Annotated in this window: 13 protein-coding genes; 9 read left to right on the top strand and 4 right to left on the bottom strand. The window is 61.9% G+C overall.

The annotated features are described in order from the left end of the window. The first annotated feature begins 28 nt into the window (after nt 1-28). Both E0L37_RS04425 and E0L37_RS04420 read left to right on the top strand, forming a co-directional pair. Nucleotides 29-1,447, top strand: a complete 1,419-nt coding sequence (locus E0L37_RS04425) for a 3-oxoacyl-ACP reductase (RefSeq protein ID WP_133490573.1) — start codon at nt 29-31, stop codon at nt 1,445-1,447. 341 nt (nt 1,448-1,788) lie between these two features. Further along, nucleotides 1,789-2,334: an FxsA family protein gene (locus E0L37_RS04420; RefSeq protein WP_133490572.1), complete on the top strand. Its 546-nt coding sequence runs from the start codon at nt 1,789-1,791 to the stop codon at nt 2,332-2,334. Between the two features lie 118 nt (nt 2,335-2,452). On the opposite strand, the gene E0L37_RS04415 is transcribed toward E0L37_RS04420, so the two are convergent. The 4 genes from E0L37_RS04415 to E0L37_RS04400 form a co-directional block, all read right to left on the bottom strand. Then, entirely contained in the window at nt 2,453-3,385 is a 933-nt protein-coding gene (locus tag E0L37_RS04415; RefSeq protein WP_133490571.1) for an SdiA-regulated domain-containing protein, read from the bottom strand. A 115-nt stretch (nt 3,386-3,500) separates the two neighbouring features. Next, nucleotides 3,501-4,523: an AraC family transcriptional regulator gene (locus E0L37_RS04410; protein ID WP_022995536.1), complete on the bottom strand. Its 1,023-nt coding sequence runs from the start codon at nt 4,521-4,523 to the stop codon at nt 3,501-3,503. A 74-nt stretch (nt 4,524-4,597) separates the two neighbouring features. Further along, nucleotides 4,598-5,719 carry an acyl-CoA desaturase gene (locus E0L37_RS04405; protein WP_133490570.1) on the bottom strand — a complete coding sequence of 374 codons (1,122 nt, stop codon included), beginning with the start codon at nt 5,717-5,719 and terminating at the stop codon, nt 4,598-4,600. Between the two features lie 328 nt (nt 5,720-6,047). Beyond that, complete coding sequence (locus E0L37_RS04400) at nt 6,048-7,127, bottom strand: ferredoxin reductase (protein WP_133490569.1); 1,080 nt, start codon at nt 7,125-7,127, stop codon at nt 6,048-6,050. A 259-nt stretch (nt 7,128-7,386) separates the two neighbouring features. Between E0L37_RS04400 and E0L37_RS04395 the strand changes: the two genes are divergently transcribed. From E0L37_RS04395 to mscK, 7 genes are all read left to right on the top strand, one after another. Then, nucleotides 7,387-8,040, top strand: coding sequence for a TetR family transcriptional regulator (locus E0L37_RS04395; protein WP_026949003.1), 654 nt, complete (start codon nt 7,387-7,389; stop codon nt 8,038-8,040). Between the two features lie 91 nt (nt 8,041-8,131). Next, nucleotides 8,132-9,019, top strand: a complete 888-nt coding sequence (locus tag E0L37_RS04390) for a MaoC/PaaZ C-terminal domain-containing protein (protein WP_133490568.1) — start codon at nt 8,132-8,134, stop codon at nt 9,017-9,019. Between the two features lie 278 nt (nt 9,020-9,297). Continuing rightward, nucleotides 9,298-10,422 carry a tRNA 2-selenouridine(34) synthase MnmH gene (mnmH, locus tag E0L37_RS04385; RefSeq protein ID WP_133490567.1) on the top strand — a complete coding sequence of 375 codons (1,125 nt, stop codon included), beginning with the start codon at nt 9,298-9,300 and terminating at the stop codon, nt 10,420-10,422. Continuing rightward, nucleotides 10,422-12,584: a selenide, water dikinase SelD gene (selD, locus tag E0L37_RS04380; protein WP_240687422.1), complete on the top strand. Its 2,163-nt coding sequence runs from the start codon at nt 10,422-10,424 to the stop codon at nt 12,582-12,584. The genes mnmH and selD overlap by 1 nt, the downstream gene beginning before the upstream one ends. A gap of 50 nt (nt 12,585-12,634) precedes the next feature. Then, nucleotides 12,635-13,024: a PA2779 family protein gene (locus E0L37_RS04375; RefSeq protein ID WP_133490565.1), complete on the top strand. Its 390-nt coding sequence runs from the start codon at nt 12,635-12,637 to the stop codon at nt 13,022-13,024. Nucleotides 13,025-13,026: 2 nt separating this feature from the next. After that, on the top strand, nt 13,027-13,926 hold the full coding sequence (locus E0L37_RS04370; protein ID WP_133490564.1) for a PA2778 family cysteine peptidase: 900 nt from the start codon (nt 13,027-13,029) through the stop codon (nt 13,924-13,926). Between the two features lie 88 nt (nt 13,927-14,014). After that, nucleotides 14,015-17,350 (top strand): mechanosensitive channel MscK, encoded by a 3,336-nt coding sequence (gene mscK, locus E0L37_RS04365; RefSeq protein WP_133490563.1) that lies wholly within the window; start codon nt 14,015-14,017, stop codon nt 17,348-17,350. Nucleotides 17,351-17,524 lie beyond the last annotated feature (174 nt).

Below are 17,524 nucleotides of genomic sequence, written 5' to 3'. Positions count from 1 at the left end.
CGCATATCGCACGGCGAAGGACAGGATCATGAACGATACCTATCAGACGATTGCCAACTCTTCCGTGGGCAAGGCCCTTTTCAACGCCATCAATCTGCCGATCCCGGTGATCCTGGAGCGCTGGCGGCCCGGCCAGGCGTCGTTCATCGATGGCCGCGTGCTGGTGGGTGCCGCCGAGGGCGGCAGCGCCATGGAGACCATTCTGACCACCCTGAAAACCGCTCCCGGCGCGCAACTGGCGGTACTGGCCAATAACGGCAACGCCAGCGAGCTGCAAAAGCAGGCGGCCGCCGCCGGTGTCAACGCCGACAATTACACCGCCACCCGTGAAGACGACGCCCGCTTCAAGGGGCTGGTGTTCGACGCCACCGGTATCGAGAACCCGGATCAACTGAAAGCACTGTGGGCCTTTTTCCACCCGGTGATCAAGAAACTGGATAAATGCGCCCGCGTGCTGGTGATCGGCCGCACCCCGGAAACCCTGAGTGGTGCCGCCCGGGTCGCCCAACGGGGCCTGGAAGGCTTTACCCGTTCGGTCGGCAAGGAAATCAAACGCGGCGCCACCGTTCAGTTGGTCTACGCCGAAGCCGGGGCCGAGAGCCAGCTCGCCGCGCCGCTGCAATTCTTCCTGTCGCCGAAATCCGCCTATGTTTCCGGTCAGGTGGTACGCGCCCGCCAGGCCGGCTTCGATGCCGGGGGTTTTGACTGGCAGCGCCCGCTGGCCGGCAAGAAAGCACTGGTCACCGGCGGCTCCCGTGGCATCGGCGCCGCCATCGCCCGGGTCCTGGCCCGCGACGGCGCCGAGGTGATCGTGCTGGACATTCCGCCGATGGCGGAGGACCTCAACAAAGTGGCCGGCGAAATCGGCGGCCACACCCTGGAACTGGACATCACCAGCGACGAAGCGCCGGGGGTGATAGCCCGGACCGCCAAGGAGCACGGCGGGCTGGATATCCTGGTGCACAATGCCGGGGTCACCCGCGACAAGATGCTCGGCAACATGCAGGAAAACCTCTGGGACATGGTGTTGAACATCAACATCGCCAGCCAGTTGCGCATCAATGAGCAATTACTGGCGGACGGCGCCATGGGCGAAGGCGGCCGCATCGTCTCCATCAGTTCCATCGCCGGTATCGCCGGCAACACCGGCCAGACCAACTATGGCTGCTCCAAAGCAGCGGTGATCGGCATGGTGGACGCCTATCGCGAGGACTACGCGGACCAGGGCATCACCATCAACGCGGTGGCTCCGGGCTTCATCGAAACGCAGATGACCGCGGCGATCCCCTTCACCATCCGCGAGGCCGGACGGCGCATGAACGCCATGAATCAGGGCGGCCAGCCGGTGGACGTGGCGGAAACCATCGCCTTCTTCGCCAGCCCCGCCGCTCAGGGCCTGACGGGCAACGTGGTCCGGGTATGCGGGCAGATGATGCTCGGCGCCTGATCCAATACCGGACCGGGGGGCTTCCCCGGTCCGGTGTCCCCATCGGGGCACGGATCTGTACGGAGGCCTTTCGGAACCCGGTAACCACTGCCGTGCCACCAATTTTGGTGGTATTCGCTGCCAAGGCAGCTTCCCACAGAAAGGACCACGGAGCCGCGGTGGGAAGCTGCCTTGGCAGCGAATCGGCATGTAAGCGTGCCAGCGTGTTGAGTGTTAGCAGCCTGCCCCCAGGGTTGAATTTTCTCCCTTCACCGCCATCTCTTGGGACAGGTCGTCGTCGGCAGGGCCAAGCCATGCCGCGACACGTCTCCCGGCTGCGACGCCGTCACCAAGAGGTCCCCATGACGTTTGGCCGCCTGTTTTTCGTAATTTTCGCCTTCGCCTTGCTGGAGGTACTGGTCCTGGCCGCCGTGGCCGATGTGATCGGCTGGCCGGTCACCATCATCCTGACCCTGGCCACCGCCATCATTGGCTCCTGGTTGTTCCGCGGCCAGGGTCTGAAAACCTGGACGCGCCTGAATCAGCGCATGCAATCCGGCGAGATGCCCGGCCAGGAGCTGGTGGAAGGTCTGCTGCTGTTGATCGGCGGCGCGCTGCTGATCACCCCCGGTTTCGTCAGTGATATTGTCGGTTTTCTCATGTTGGTGCCGCTCAGCCGCCGCCGGCTGGCCGCCATGCTGGTTCGCCGGGGTACCCTGCAAGCCTTCAGCAGCCAGCAGAGCTCCGCGTTCTTCTATCAGAGCGGCTCCTTCAACGGTGGCCCGTTCGGTGGCGGCCGCCATCATCAGGGTAACAGTCAGGGCAACGGCGTAATCATCGATGGCGAGGCCCGGGAAGAAACAGAAAGTCGCGACCCGCTGGGGCATGACCAGAACCGGCGGAGCTAAGAATCTCGGAAAAATACCGCGTCATCCCGGGCTTGACCCGGGATCTCCCCAGGAGGGCGCACTACTTCCAAGCGGGGGATGCCGGATCAAATCCGGCATGACGTTTTACAGAAGAATCCTAGGGGCCGGTCTTGTTTAACCGGTAAAACAGATTGGGTTCGCTGACCAGGTAAAGATCGCCTTGATCGTCCATGGTCACGCCTTCCAATTGCGGCGCGTCCCGTTGCATATCCTCATTCCCGCGCAGAAAGGCCCGGTAGCTGACGTAACGCCCTTCGTGATCCAGCTCCACCAGGGAATGAGAGCGGTCACTCAGTAACAGCAAGTGGCCGGTGGGGCCATGGTAAAACACATCGGACAGGTCCCGGTTGAACACCAGCCCCTCAATCCAGCCGGTCAGATCACGAATGTGCAGGGACAGGCCCTGCTCCAGACTGGCGCCGAATCCCTCAATGGCATAGAGCTTGCGCGGACGACTTTCCTTCACCACGAACAGACGGTCTCCCCTGGCATCGTAGGAAATGCCTTCAAACCCCTTGTTGCCGTCTTCTTCCATGCCCAGGGACAACGACTGGACCCGCTCCTGATCGACCGCCGCACCGGGTTCCGGTATAGCAAACACACTGAAACGCTGACGACGCTCATCCACGACCACCACGCGACCGTTGCCCAGAGCGGCGATGCCCTCGATGTCACCGAACCCTTCCAGCGGATAGCGTCCCAACACTTCGCCCTGACGGTCCAGCTCCAACATCACCGGCGGGTCGTTGGTCACCGCCAGCAGCCGGTCACGCCCACTGTCATAGCTGATCGCGGACAGATTGCGGCTCACACCGGCCACCGCTTTGCCTTCGATAACGACCCGGTACTGTTCCAACCGCACGCCCTGCCGCGGCCCTTCAATCCGTTCCTTCAGATGGAAAAACAGGGGCTCATACCAATGCCGCCAATACGCCACACCGGCCAGCAGCGTCAACACCAGCGCGCCACCGAGCCACCAGCGTGCTTTTATGGCGCGCCGGGAACGACGATTGAAGGAGAGTTTCCCCATAAAGCGCCACCACCCTATTCATGCGAGGTGCAAAACCGCACTCCCGTCAGGACAGGCTTAGAGAGATGTTTCCGGGGATGGTTCCAGAGCGAAGGCACCGTCACCACCGCCCGCGTCAACCGCGAGCGGCGGCGTCCTCCTCGGCTTTCATCTTGCGGTATTCGATGGGCGTCATGCCCACCCAGCGTTTGAAGGCCCGATAGAAGGTGGAAGGCTCCGAGAAACCGGTCAAATAGACGATCTCGTCGATGGACTCGTCGGTACCGGCCAGCAAGCGCTTGGCCAGCTTGCAACGGTAATCCGCCACCAACTGATTGAAGTTGGTGCCGGCATCCGCCAGCCGGGTGCGCAGCTGACGCGCCTTGATGCCAAGACGTTCCGCCACTTCCTCAAGATTGGCGTGCCCGGACTCCAGCAGTTCGGCGATCAGGCGGTTCACCTGAGCCACCAGATCCTGTTTTTCCAGGCGCGCTACCTGTTCACTGGCCAGTTGCTCGTGCAGGCGCAGCAATTCCGGCTCGTGATGGGCCGACGGGAGAGCCATCAAACGGGCATCGAAGTACACCCCCACCGAGTTCATCTCGAACTTCACCGGGCAACCGAAGGCTCGTTCATACTCACTCGGGTCCGCATGACGTTCATGCGCAAAGTGAATCTCCAGTGGCTCAAAGGCGCCATCGGTAACGAAACGAAAGAATTTGATCACCCCCACCATCACGCACTCGTTGAGATGGGCAAGACGACGACCCCAGAACGGTTGGCGCAGGAAGGCACGATCCCCTTCCTCCTCCATCAACTCCGCGCGGGCGGCATCGGACAGCAAGCGCTGATAATTCAGCGCCCGCCTCAAGCCTTCCCCGAATGAGGGGCTGGAGAGAAACAGGTATTCCAGGACCTGACCTTTATAGACCGGCATGTGTTGGCCCAGATGCAGGCCAATGTGCGGGTCCTTGGAGACCTTTTCCGCGGCCTGCCAGAACCATTCCTGGGCATCATGCGGCGTACGCAGGTCAGGTACCTGGAGAATAGCGCGGTCCACGCCCACTTCAGCGAGAACCGCGTCTGCATCAATGCCTGCGTTGACCATGGCCCGGTAGGCCATGCGCAACAGCACGCCGGAGTCGGTAAGCTCTGCCATCCTTTCGCGACTTCCCCGAATTTTTTGGTATCAACGAGCGAGAGTAGCACATGCCTGGGGAGGCCGGAACAGCATCAATTCACCGCCGCTGCTCCACGGCGGGAAGGCAGCGCCAAACGGTGAATACGACGCATGACCGAGCCGAACTGGCGGCGCAAACTGCCGGTGTTGTAGTGCAAGCCGTACCGCTCGGCGATCTCACGCACCTTCGGCGCCACCTGTTGGTATCGGTTGGACGGCATATCCGGGAACAGATGGTGTTCAATCTGATGGCTGAGGTTGCCGCTGAGGATATGAAACAACCGACCGCCCTCCAGATTGGACGAGCCGAGCAGTTGACGCAGATACCATTGCCCACGGCTCTCGCCTTCCACTTCTTCCTCGGTGAACATCTCCGCGCGCTCGGTGAAGTGCCCGCAGAAAATAATCAGGTAGGACCACAGATTGCGCAGGATATTGGCGGTGAAATTACCGGACAGCACGAACAGGAAAAACGGCCCCGCCAGCAAAGGGAACAGTACGTAATCCTTGAGCACCTGACGGCGCACCTTCTTGAGGATCAGGTTCCGTTCCTTGCGGTATTGTTCACGGCTCTTGTCGCCACGGACCACTCGCTCGATTTCCAGATCATGGAACGCCACCCCCCACTCGAACAGCAGCGCCAGCACCCAGTTATAGATCGGCTGGAACAGATAAGCGGGGTTCCAGCTCTGGTGCTCGGACATGCGCATGATGCCATAGCCAACATCACGGTCCTTTCCCACCACATTGGTGTAGGTGTGATGCATATAGTTGTGGGAATGTTTCCATTGCTCGGCCGGGCAGGTGTTATCCCAATCGTAATGAGCGGAGTCCAGATTCGGATCGCCCAGCCAGTCCCACTGACCGTGCATCACGTTATGGCCAATCTCCATGTTCTCCAGAATTTTGGAGAGCGCCAGCAGACCGGTTCCCGCCAGCCATGCCGGCGGCAGGAAGCCAAGGAACAGCAGGCCCCGGCCGGCCACTTCGCAGCCTTTCTGGAAGCGCACCACACGGCGGATATAGCGGGCGTCGGCTTCGCCCCGATCCGCCATCACCTGCTGGCGCAGCGCCTCGATTTCCTCGCCGAAAGCGTCCACCTGGGAACGGGTCAGGCTGACACCGTCGCGCTGAAAGACGATTGGGTCGTGCTCTTGTTGCATTGCGTATCCCATTTGTTCAACTCCTTGTTTTTGCGTCGCTTAGAGCCTGTTCACGATCTTTACGCCGCCGCGCCGGAGTTCCCTTCTCACCTGGTAGAAAGTGTCGTCAGGTTGTGATTCCGATTGTGCCGTGTAGTCAATCTACATAAACAAGCGTAATCGCAGCCTGACGGACTCTCCACCTAAAGAAAGTGGGGCCCGGCCCTCCGGGTTGCGCTGGAAAAGCCGCCAGACGACGCTGTGGCCTTTGACTTTGGAACCACCAGAGCCTGCAGACCCCAACGCCCTCTGGCGGCTTTTCCGGCGGCAACGCGGTGACGTAAAGATCGTGAACAGGCTCTTACAGCGCCACTTCCACGTCGCCTTCGGCGGCATGGACACACAGTCTTACCAGTTGGTTGTCCACTGTCCGGCTCTCCCCGGTCTGCAGGTCGCGGACCGACCCCCGCACCGAACACCGGCAGGTGTGGCAAATGCCCATGCGACAACCATGGGCCGGATTCAGCCCACTGCGCTCGGCGGCATCCAACAGGCTTTCGTCGCCACCGGCCTCGGTGTCCAGGTCACTGCCGGAGAAGCGGATGCGACCACCGTTGCCGGCATTTCTGGTCAGTGGCTGGAACCGCTCATGCAACAACGGCGCCCGGCCTTCGGCGCGGTGCCATTCACTGACCGCGTCGAGGAAGCCGGCCGGCCCGCAGGCGTAAACCTGGCGCTCGGCGGCATCCGGAACCAGAGCCGTCAGCAACGCGGCGTCAAAGCGGCCCTGCTCATCGCCGGGCAACGGCGCCTGATGCCCCAGCACCACACGGGCGTTTAGTTGGGAATGGCGTCCCAGTTCCCGCAAGGATGCCAACAAGATCACATCCTCATAACGGCGATCGAAGTGCAGCCATTCCACCTGACCGGCAAAGGAGGTGTTTTTCAGGTATCTTGCTATACTGTGAACGGGTGTAATGCCGGAGCCGGCGGTCAGGAACAGCAACCGGTCCGGAATTCGGGCCGGCAACAGGAACTCACCGGCGGGCTCGCTGAGCGTCACCACGTCACCAGGGCGGGCACGCTCAAGCAGATGTTCGGTCACACCGCCGGCCCGGTGACACTTGACGGTGATGGTCAGGCTTCCCGATTGCGGGGCACTGGACAGGGAAAAGCAGCGCCATTGCCGCGCACCGTTCACGTCGATGCCGAGCATCACATGCTGGCCGGCCTGAAACCCCGGCCACAGGCGGTTCGGGTGCAACGTCAGGGAAACCGCTTGCCCGGTTTCCCGGTGAACAGCGGTGACGCGGGCGCGGATTTCCCGGGCCGAGGCCACCGGGTTGATCAGCGCCAGGTAGTCTTCCGGCTGAAACGGGCTTGTCAGAGCCTGGCCGAGGCGGCCAAACCAGCCCCGGCGAGGCTCGATGATGGTCTGCATGCGGCACTTCCTATGATTGATGTGAACAGTTGTACACTTTTTACAGGGCGCTGTTTTTATAGTCAACACCTGTTCACAAAAATAATTGTGAACGGAGTTGTCAAGTGGTTTGCTATATCCTGGAGCGGAAATTGAATACCATTGCCGCCGGAGCCGGGGACAAAAAGCGCAACGACAATACCCAGGCCGTATCACTGCTTATTGATTGGTTAGATTTGATTCGTTGGTTAAAACAACAATTCGGGAGACTGTCTGACACATGACCAGAGAAACCGCCCCCCGGGGAAGGAAAGCCAGAAAGGGACGGACTCGCCAGGCGCTGATGGACGCGGCCTTGGATCTGGTGGCGAAAAAGGCCCCCTTTTCTTCCCTCAGCCTCAGGGAAGTGACCAAGAAAGCCGGTGTGGTGCCCACGGCGTTCTATCGTCATTTCACCGACATGAGCGCGCTCGGCCTGACCTTGCTGGATGAGTCATTTCGCACTCTGCGGCAGATGATGCGCGAGGTCCGCCAGCATCAATTGCCCAACGAACAGATGATCCGCGGGTCCATGGAGACCTACTTCAATTATGTGCGCAACAATCGCACTTATTTTCTTTTTGTCTCCAAGGAACTGTACGGCGGCTCCGCCACCATGCGGCAGGCGATCCGCCGGGAAATCCGTCTGTTCGTCAGTGAACTGGCCATGGACATGGCGCGTTTTCCTTTCCTTATCAATGTCAGTTCCCAGGATCTGCAAATGATGGCCACGCTGGTGGTCAACAGCGTGGTGGCACTGACACAGGAAATGTTGGAGCTGAGCGAGGACGACGAAGCCGGCCAGAACGAAATGCTGATCATGGCGGAAAAACAGGTTCGTCTGATTTACTTCGGGGTAGCCCAGTGGCGCTCCGAACCCGACAGGATTGCCTGAGCCCTCGGCGATACGGCCAATCAGCCTCTCCGACGCTCTGCCTATACTGCCACGACATTGCGCTAAATGTTCGTGGGAGAAGGGTGTCCTTATGAGTGAGGTTCGATTCAAGGAGCTGCGTCACGCGCCGCCCATGGCGGTGAATTTCGCCAAAGCAGTGCTGCGCGCACGGGTACGCCCGGGCAGCGCTCCGGTGCTGCCCGCCGAGGGGCTGCGGCTCAACGATGTGGCTCAGAAATCTCGCCATTTGGCGGCCTACCGCCAGGTATGCGGTTTCAGCGCCGACGGTCATCTGCCTATCACCTACCCACACATGCACGCGTTTCCATTGCACATGGCGCTGATCCTGAGCGACGGTTTTCCGTTCCCGGCCATGGGGCTGGTCCATGTGCGCAACCGCATCACTCAATTCCGTCCGATCGGTGAACGCGAGCAGCTCAATATCAAATGCTATACCGGCAATCTGACCCAGGTGGAGAAAGGCTACGAGTTCTCCATCTTCACCGTGGTCAGCACCGCCGGCGAACGGGTCTGGCAGAGTGAATCGGTGAATTTCCATCGCGGCGGCGGCCACGGTGAGAAAAAGGCCCGGGACACGTCTGGAGACGCTCAAACCACTGCCCCTGCTCCCGATCTGATCGAAGAGTGGGACGTTCCCGGCGACACCGGTCGACGCTACGCCAGCGTGTCCGGAGATCGTAACCCGATCCATCTTTACCCGCTGACCGCCAAGGCCTTCGGTTTCAAACGCCAGATCGCCCATGGCATGTGGTCCAAGGCTCGCTGCCTGGCGGCTTTGCAACCGGAACTGCCGGAGCAGGCCTTCACCGTGGATGTGCGCTTCAAGCTGCCCATGTTCATTCCGGCCAAGGTAAAGTTTGTCCGTACTCGTCAGGATGACGGCATCGATTTTCAGTTGCTGGCCGCCGACGGCGTCAAGCCCCACTTGAGCGGAACAGCGCGTCCGGTCAGCGACTAAACCGGCGTCCGGTCTGCTCAATCGCTATCTGCTCAAATAATGGGAAACAGCCTTCCTTACCCTCCATCAGCCGTATTACACCTTTGCTGGAACGTCGTGAAGCAGGTTTCCGCAAAGGCGTAATACGGCTCCGCTTCGAAGTGACCGGCGACCGCGAGCAAACCACCATACCGGGGCGATCCGGGGAGGCCTCCGTGCAGACCCGTGCCCCCGATGGAGAGGCTCATCCCCGTCATTCCGCGATGAACCACAAATAAGGGCGGTGTACACTGCCGCCCATGACCCGTGACGACACCAACGACTACGCAGCGCTGTTCCTGGACGACACGCCGCTCCTGGATGTCCGCGCCCCGGTGGAATTCGCCCGGGGCGCGTTCCCCCATGCCACCAACCTTCCTCTGATCGACGACCAGGAACGCCATCTGATCGGCCTGCGTTATAAGCAGCAAGGGCAACAGGCAGCCATTGATCTCGGCAATGAGCTGGTCCGTGGCGAGGTGAAGGAGCGCCGTCTGCGCGCCTGGCACGATTGGTGGCGAGCGCACCCAAACGGCTATCTCTATTGTTTTCGTGGCGGTCTGCGCAGCCGCACAACCCAGGACTGGCTGCGTCAGGCTGGTATCGACGCGCCCCTGGTCACTGGTGGTTACAAGGTCCTGCGGCGTTTTCTGTTGGAGCACCTGGAGCAGCATGTGCTTCAGGGACCGTTGTGGGTGCTGACCGGGCGCACCGGCTGCGGCAAGACCCGCGTCCTGCATCAACTGTACCGGGCGGTGGATTTGGAAGGGCTCGCCCACCATCGCGGTTCCGCCTTCGGCCACCGGCCCGGCGGACAACCAGCGCAAATCGACTTTGAAAATGCCCTGGCGATCCGCTTGCTGAAGCTCGGGAACCAGACACCGGTTCTGGTCGAGGACGAAGGGCGTCTGATCGGCCGTTGCGCTTTGCCCTTGCCCCTCCACCAGCAACTGAGGAACATGCCGCGCATCGACATTCAGGAACCGCTGGAAAGCCGGGTGGAAGTGATTCTGGAGGACTACGTCCTGACACCGCTGCGGGAATTTCTCGACGGCCATGACGAGCAGCAAGCCCGGAATCTGTTCGCCGAGCATCTGCTCGACGCGCTGGACCGGATCCGCAAGCGCCTCGGAGGCGCCCGGCACCAGACCCTGCGTGAAACCATGACCCGGGCGCTGGAACAGCATCGCCGTGGCGATGGCTGCGGCGAACACCGCCGCTGGATACGCGCCCTGCTAAGCGACTACTACGACCCGATGTACGACTACATGCTGAGCCATCGTCAGGGGCCGGTGTACTTTCGCGGCAGCCGCGACCAGGTCATCGCCACCCTGCAAGAATGGGAACGCCGGGGGCAGGGACGGCCGGAGGGCCGCCCACGGTGATGGCGGCGACCGCGCACCATGATCTGGTGCTGGTGGGAGGCGGACACAGCCACGCGCTGGTACTGCGCCGTCTGAGCATGCGGCCGGTCCCCGGGCTGCGCCTCACGCTGATTTCCCCCGACAGCCTGACCGCCTATTCCGGTATGCTGCCCGGCATGCTGGCCGGCCGTTACCAGCGGCAGGAAACCCACATTGATCTGAGCCGGCTGAGCCGCGCCGCCGGTGCCCGCTGGCTGCCACAACGCGTACTCGATCTGGATCCCACCCAGCGCCGCGTGCAGCTGGATAACGGCGATCAGGTGGAGTACGACACACTCAGCCTGGATGTCGGCGCCACCCCGGACCTGGACAGCGTGCCCGGTGCCCGGGCCCATGCGGTACCGGTAAAACCGGTGGCTACTTTCGAGCAACGCTGGCGCGACCTGCTGGCCGATCCCGCCGCGACGCGCCGGGTGGCGGTGGTGGGAGCCGGCGCCGGCGGTACCGAGTTGGCCGCCGCTCTGGCTCAGCGGCTTGGCGCCACCACCAGGATCGGGTTGATCAGCGCGGGCGAGCTGCTCCCCGGCTATCCGGCGCGGGCACGCTCGCTGATGCGAACACGGCTGCGGGATGCCGGGGTGCACATCGTGGAACACGCCCCGGTGCAACGGGTCAGCGAAGGGCAGCTCCACTACAACGGCCGGTCCCAGGCGGTGGATCTGGTGTTCTGGTGTACCGGCACCCGCGCGCCGGCCTGGCTCGCCGCCAGCGGTCTGCCCTGCGATGAACGCGGTTTCCTGCGCGTGGACACAACCCTGACCAGCCTGGGCAGCCCGCACGTTCACGCCGCTGGAGACTGCGCTTCATTTCCCTCGCCCTTGCCCAAGGCCGGTGTCTACGCGGTGCGTCAGGCGCCGGTGCTGGCCGATAATTTGCTTGCCGCCGCCCGGGGTGGCCGCAAACGCCCCTATCGCCCGCAGCGGCGTTTTCTGTCCCTGCTGTCCGCGGGGGCCGGTGACGCGGTGGCCTCCAGGCCGCCCTGGCCAGCGCTGGCCGGCCCCTGGGTCTGGCGCTGGAAGGACCGCATCGACCGGGCCTTCATGAAGCGCTTTGACAACCTGCCGGCGCCAATGCCAGCCGCGCCCGCCAACGACGACGCCATGCACTGCGCCGGCTGCGGGGCGAAGGTTGGCGCCACGACGCTCAGTCATGCGCTGGATGCGCTTCGGACAGAGGTCCGCGAGGACATCGAAGCCGGCGTGGCCCAGGGCGATGATGCGGCGATCATCCGCTGGTCCGGACAATACCGGCTGGTGCAAAGCGTGGATTATTTTCCCGCCTTCATGGACGAGCCCTATCTGTTTGGCCGGGTGGCGGCATTGCACAGCCTCAGTGACATCTACGCCATGAACGCCGACCCCCATTCGGCGCTGGCCACTCTGTGCATTCCCCGCCATCACCCGCGTCTGCAGGGCCGGGATCTGCGCCGCCTGCTGGCCGGCGCGGTGGACGAGCTGAATCGGGCGCACTGCACACTGGTGGGGGGGCATACCATTGAAGGGCCGGAAATGGCCGCCGGTTTCACCATCAACGGCGCTCTGTCCGGCGCGGCCTGGAGCAAGAACGGCGCCCGGCCCGGGCAGGTTCTGATTATCACCAAACCGTTGGGCGTCGGCATTCAACTGGCGGCCTGGATGCGCAATGTCCATCGAGGTCCCGACCTGGACGCCACCCTGGCAACCATGCTGCAAAGCAACGGCCCTGCCCGCGCCGCGCTATCGTCCCTGCCCCTCCCGGCCTGTACCGACATCACTGGTTTCGGACTGCTCGGGCATCTGCTGGAGCTGTGCCAGGACAGTCAGGTGAGTGCCCGTATTAGTTTGGATACTTTGCCCATACTGCCCGGTACCCTGGAGCACATACGCCAAGGCATTCACAGCACATTGCGGGACAGCAACGATCAGGTACTGGGCTACTGCAATATCGCCCCAGCCCTGCGCGAGCGGCCGGAACTGGTCGCCGCCACCGATCCGCAAACCAGCGGCGGCCTGCTGTTGGCAGTGACCAGGGAATGTCTCGATACGACTCTGGAAGCCCTGCGCGGGGCCGGCGTCGATGCCATCGCGATTGGTGAAACCCTTGTAAAAAATCACAAAGCCTCCTCCACCATCACGCTGCGATGAGGGGCCCCGTGTTAATCTGCCGGCATCACTGAAACAGGGAGCGACAGCCCATGAACAAGCGTCTCACCGGCGTTTTCACCGCCGCCGTTTTGCTCATCACCCAGGCCCTGTTCGTCCCCATGGCCCACGCCGCCATGATTGGCACCGATACCCTGGTAGCCAGCGAACAACGGGCGGCCATGGAGCAAAAGGTCCTTGCGTTACTCGAACACAAAGCCGCCGCCAAGGTGTTGGCGGATAATGGTGTCAGCCCGGAACAAGTGAAGGATCGCCTGGACCGGCTCAGCGACCAGGAACTGACCCAACTGGCCGAACAGGCCGATGAGCTGCCCGCCGGCCAGGGCGTCATCGGCGTGATTCTGGCGATCATTCTGATTCTGGTACTGCTTGATCTGCTGGGCGCCACCAACGTGTTCCCGGCTATCCATCCGATCAACTGATCGTGTGCTTTCGCGCCATCATCGCCGGGCTGGTTCTGCTGTTGGCGGGGTGTCAGACACTGCCCCCGCCACAGTCAGCCCGGCAACCCGCCAGCCAGCAACTGGCCGTTCCCTTCATCGCCCAGGAAAAATATCAGTGCGGCCCCGCCGCTCTGGGCATGATGCTGCAATGGAACAAGCTGCCTGGTAATGCCGAGGCGCTGGTGGACGAAGTCTGGCTGCCGGAGCGTCAAGGCAGTCTGGGCATCGAACTGATGGCGGCCGGCCGCGCCCGTGGTTTGCTGGCGTATCCGGTCAACGGACCGGATGCTTTGTTCAGTGAGCTGCAAGCCGGCCACCCGGTCTTGATTCTGCAAAACCTCGCGTTGAAGCGCTGGCCGCAATGGCACTTCGCCGTGGTCACCGGCTACCGCGATGGCGGCGACCGGCTGATTCTGCACAGCGGCACCCGCGAAGCCACCACCAGCCACTGGAACCGTTTCATTCGCACCTGGGCGCGCGCCGACTATTGGGGCATGGTGTTGCTGCCCGCCGGAGAACTGCCCGCCAGCGCCCGCCCCGGCCCTCTTCTGCACGCACTCGCTCCGCAAAAGAAAGAGGCTCTGCCTCATTGGCAAACCGCGGTGTCCCGGTTCCCCGACGACGGCAAGCTCCATTTCGCCTACGCCAACGCGCTGTGGCAGGCGGAGCGCAAAGCGGACGCCCTCGCGGCCTTCGAAAAAACCGTGACACTCTCCCCTTCCCTCGCTCCAGCCTGGAATAACCTGGCCTACGCCCGTCTCGACCAGGGCAACACCGAGGCCGCCCGGGAAGCGGTGTGCCGGGCCCACATGCTGGCGCCGGATGACACCAACATCGAAGGTAGCGTGGCCGAAATCACCGACGGTGCCGGCTGTCCCTGAACAGTGCGTGGGAAATGGCGTCATTTCCGTTTTATCGCTATTGTCTAAGCTCCCGTTCATTCTCTGACAATGGATTACCCGCTTCCCTATGAGACCCGGTCGATCACGGTTACTGCTTTCCCTGCTGCTCTCGTGGATGCTGTGTGGTGTGGCCGCGGCGCAAAGCAGCGGCTTTTCCCTGCCCGGTATCGGAGATCTGGAGAAACAACTTACCGGCGGTGACGACAGCGCCGATGGCCAGCCCCGGAAGGAGGGCGAAGCAACGCCGGAGCGCGCCCTTCTGGAAGAAACGCTGAAGCTGCGCAAGGAAATCGACGCCAACCACGAGCGGATCAAAAAGCTTGAGCAGCAACAAAGCGCGCTGCCGCGCGAGAGAGCCTCGCTTCAGGGCGAATTGGAAAAAATTCGCCGCGAAAGCACCGTCGACTGGGCCGAGCACTATCAGAGCCTGTCCATTTCCGCCTTGGCGGAGGAATTGGGACAGAAACTGCAGGCACTGGAGCGCAATCAGGAAAAACTGGCGGACGCGGCCAGTGATGTGACCAGTTCCCAGACCCTGCCGGAACGGGCGCAGAATACCATCAGCGACAGTCTGGCGGAGGCCGATGATATTCGCCGACAGCTGAACCGCCCGTCGGTGGCGGAGGCGCTGAGCGAGGAGGAAGTGCAGAATCTGCAGGTAAAACTGGCGGCGCTGGACTCCCGTATTGAACTGCGCAACCAGGAACTGGCCGTGGCCAGCGCCAACGAGCAGCGCTCCCGCCTGCAGCAACGGGTTCTGGAAGCCGACGCGGAGCTGATCCAGCGACAACTGGATGTTCTGCAACCACTGCTCAACCGGCGGCGCCAACAGCAACTGCAGGATGAGTTGCAGGCCGCCTCCGTGGACCTGCCCGCCGAAGTGGCCGATCACCCCGAGTTGGCGGCAGCGGAAGAGCGGAACAAGACGCTGCGCAAACAGTTGATTCAGACCAGTGAAGACGTCAATGATCTGCTGCGTGAAAACGTGGCCACCAAGACCCAGTTGGACCGGGTGCGGGCGTTGTCCGCCACGGTCAACGATCAGATCCGCATGCTTGACGGCAGCCTGCTGTTATCGCGGATTCTCTATGAGCAGCAAAAAAATCTACCGGACTTCAAACCCCGGGAAGGGTTGCCCAAGGCCATCGGTGACACCCGTCTGCGCCAGTTTGAAATCGGCCAGCAGCGCCAGCAAACAGAAGCCGCCACCCTCCGCCTGGAAGACCAGGACATCTCTCCGGAGGATCGGGTCGCGCTGCAGGATGCTCTGGGGAGTCTGCATGACATTCATGTGGAACTGCTCAATCAGCTGGACACCGAACTGGGGCGCAAGCTGAATCTGCTGGTCCGGCTGAATCTGGTGCAGGATCAACTGGTGGACGTCTCCCGCAATCTCCACGACACCATCTCTGAACAGACCTTCTGGATGCCCAGCACCCAGCCGATCAATCTGTCCTGGTTGCGCGAGTTCCCGGCCCAGGTCCGGGATCAGATGACGGACATGCCCTGGATGCAGATGGGCCAGGACGCCTCCGCGCTACTGAAAGACAAGTGGCCCTGGCTACTGCTCCCGGCGATCCTGGCCGTCGCCCTGCTGTTCTGGCGCAAACGCCTGCGTACCCGGATCCGCAAACTCAACAGCGATATTGGTTTCCTGCGCCGGGACAGCCAGTTGCATACCCCTCTGGCGATTCTGCTGACCACGCTGATGTGCCTGCCCGGTCCGTTGGTATTGAGTCTGCTGGCCTGGGGTCTCTGGATTCAGCCCGGCACGCTGTCCACCGTGTTGGGCGCCGCGCTGTCAAAAGTGGCGCTGCTATGGCTGGTGTTCGAGATGTGCTATCGGTTGTTGGCCCGGGACGGTATCGCGCAGCGGCATTTCCGCTGGTCCGCCGACGGCAACACCAAGCTGCGTCGGCGGTTATTGGCGGTCGGCTTGGCGATGGTGCCGATGACGCTGATCATTGCTTTCGGCGAGCAGTGGCCGGCCCAGCTCAACAATGATCGTATCGGCCTGGTCATCATGGTGTTCGGGCTGGCGGTAATGGGGGTCATGCTGACCCGGGTAGCCTTGCACTTCCCCATCACCCGCTTCTCCACCGCTTACAAAGCCATGGCGGCGCTGGTGTGCGGCGGCCTGCCCTTCGCCCTGATCGTGGTGATCGGTCTGGGCTACTACTACACCACGGTGCGTTTGTCCGGTCGCATCATCGACAGCTTCTACCTGCTGCTTCTATGGACCCTGATCGACGCGACCGCGGTACGTGGCCTGGCCGTGGCGGCGCAACGACTGGCCTACAAAAGAGCCTTGGCGCAACGTGACAGCGACGCCAAGGAAACCAGTGTGGAAGGGATCGAGGTGGAAGAACCGCAACTGGATCTGGAGCGGGTCAACCAGCAGTCTCTGCGTCTGATCCGCATGGCCCTGGTGGTGGTATTTGGCCTGCTGTTCTATTGGGTCTGGGCGGACATTCTCAATGCCTTTTCCTATACCGAAAACATTCTGCTGTGGGAAACCACCGAAGGCAGCGGCAACAACGTCACCTCGATCCCGATCAGTCTCGGCGATGTCATGTTCGCTCTGGCCGCCGGCGTGGTCACCATGATGCTCGCCCTCAACCTGCCCGGCCTGTTGGAAGTGCTGCTGCTATCGAGGATGAACCTGAAGCAAGGCAGCAGCTACGCCACCACCACGCTGCTATCCTATGTGATCATCGCCCTGGGCGTCATGGTAGTGCTCGGTTCGCTGGGGCTGACCTGGAACAAACTGCAATGGCTGGTGGCCGCCCTCGGCGTGGGGCTGGGTTTTGGTCTGCAACAGATCTTCGCCAACTTTGTTTCCGGTATCATCATTCTGTTCGAACGGCCGATTCGCATCGGTGACGTGATCACTATCGGTACCTTGTCGGGCACCGTCAGCCGGGTGCGGGTGCGCGCCACCACGGTGATTGATTTCGACCGCAAGGAAATCATCATCCCCAACCAGACCTTCGTTACCGAACAGTTGATTAACTGGTCGTTGAGTGACACGGTAACGCGATTGATCATCACAGTCGGCTTCGCCTACGGTTCGGACCTGAACACCTGTCGTGAGATTCTCCAGACCGTGGCCCGAGACCATCCGAAAGTGATGAAGGACCCGGAGCCGATGATCCTGTTCATGGGCTTCGGCGCCAGCACCCTGGACCATGAGTTGCGGGTTTATGTGAAGGAAATCGGTGACCGCCTGAGCACCACCGACGAACTTAATCGCCGTATCGATCAATTGTGCCGGGAACAGGGCGTGGAAATCGCTTTCAGCCAGATGGACATTCACATTCGCAGTATCAATGGCGGCGAAAACATGACCATCCCCGGCGAGCGCCGCGAATCCGGAAACGGCGACCCGACGACGGACGCCTGAAATCCGGCCTTGGAGACATAAATTCGGCGTCCGCTACGAAGCCGCTGTGGGAAGGCGACCTTTCGCCGGAAGCCCATTCGCTTGCAAGCAAGCTTCCCACGGCGGCTTCGTAGCCCTTTCTGTACCAGCGGTCGACATTGCTGGAGCTCAAAGTGCCGCGGCTCACTCTAAACC

Origin of the sequence: Alcanivorax sp. 24, assembly GCF_004360225.1 — a bacterium.
GTDB classification, from domain to species: Bacteria; Pseudomonadota; Gammaproteobacteria; order Pseudomonadales; family Alcanivoracaceae; genus Alloalcanivorax; species Alloalcanivorax xiamenensis.
This window is presented reverse-complemented; position numbering and strand designations above follow the sequence as displayed.

Bases quoted from the DNA above. Each gene is read 5' to 3' on its own strand.
- E0L37_RS04395 (WP_026949003.1), top strand. From the start codon at position 7,387: ATGACCAGAGAAACCGCCCCCCGGGGAAGGAAAGCCAGAAAGGGACGG.
- E0L37_RS04400 (WP_133490569.1), bottom strand. From the start codon at position 7,127: ATGCAGACCATCATCGAGCCTCGCCGGGGCTGGTTTGGCCGCCTCGGC.
- E0L37_RS04410 (WP_022995536.1), bottom strand. From the start codon at position 4,523: ATGGCAGAGCTTACCGACTCCGGCGTGCTGTTGCGCATGGCCTACCGG.
- selD (WP_240687422.1), top strand. From the start codon at position 10,422: ATGGCGGCGACCGCGCACCATGATCTGGTGCTGGTGGGAGGCGGACAC.
- E0L37_RS04420 (WP_133490572.1), top strand. From the start codon at position 1,789: ATGACGTTTGGCCGCCTGTTTTTCGTAATTTTCGCCTTCGCCTTGCTG.
- E0L37_RS04415 (WP_133490571.1), bottom strand. From the start codon at position 3,385: ATGGGGAAACTCTCCTTCAATCGTCGTTCCCGGCGCGCCATAAAAGCA.
- mscK (WP_133490563.1), top strand. From the start codon at position 14,015: ATGAGACCCGGTCGATCACGGTTACTGCTTTCCCTGCTGCTCTCGTGG.
- E0L37_RS04425 (WP_133490573.1), top strand. From the start codon at position 29: ATGAACGATACCTATCAGACGATTGCCAACTCTTCCGTGGGCAAGGCC.
- E0L37_RS04390 (WP_133490568.1), top strand. From the start codon at position 8,132: ATGAGTGAGGTTCGATTCAAGGAGCTGCGTCACGCGCCGCCCATGGCG.
- E0L37_RS04405 (WP_133490570.1), bottom strand. From the start codon at position 5,719: ATGGGATACGCAATGCAACAAGAGCACGACCCAATCGTCTTTCAGCGC.
- mnmH (WP_133490567.1), top strand. From the start codon at position 9,298: ATGACCCGTGACGACACCAACGACTACGCAGCGCTGTTCCTGGACGAC.
- E0L37_RS04375 (WP_133490565.1), top strand. From the start codon at position 12,635: ATGAACAAGCGTCTCACCGGCGTTTTCACCGCCGCCGTTTTGCTCATC.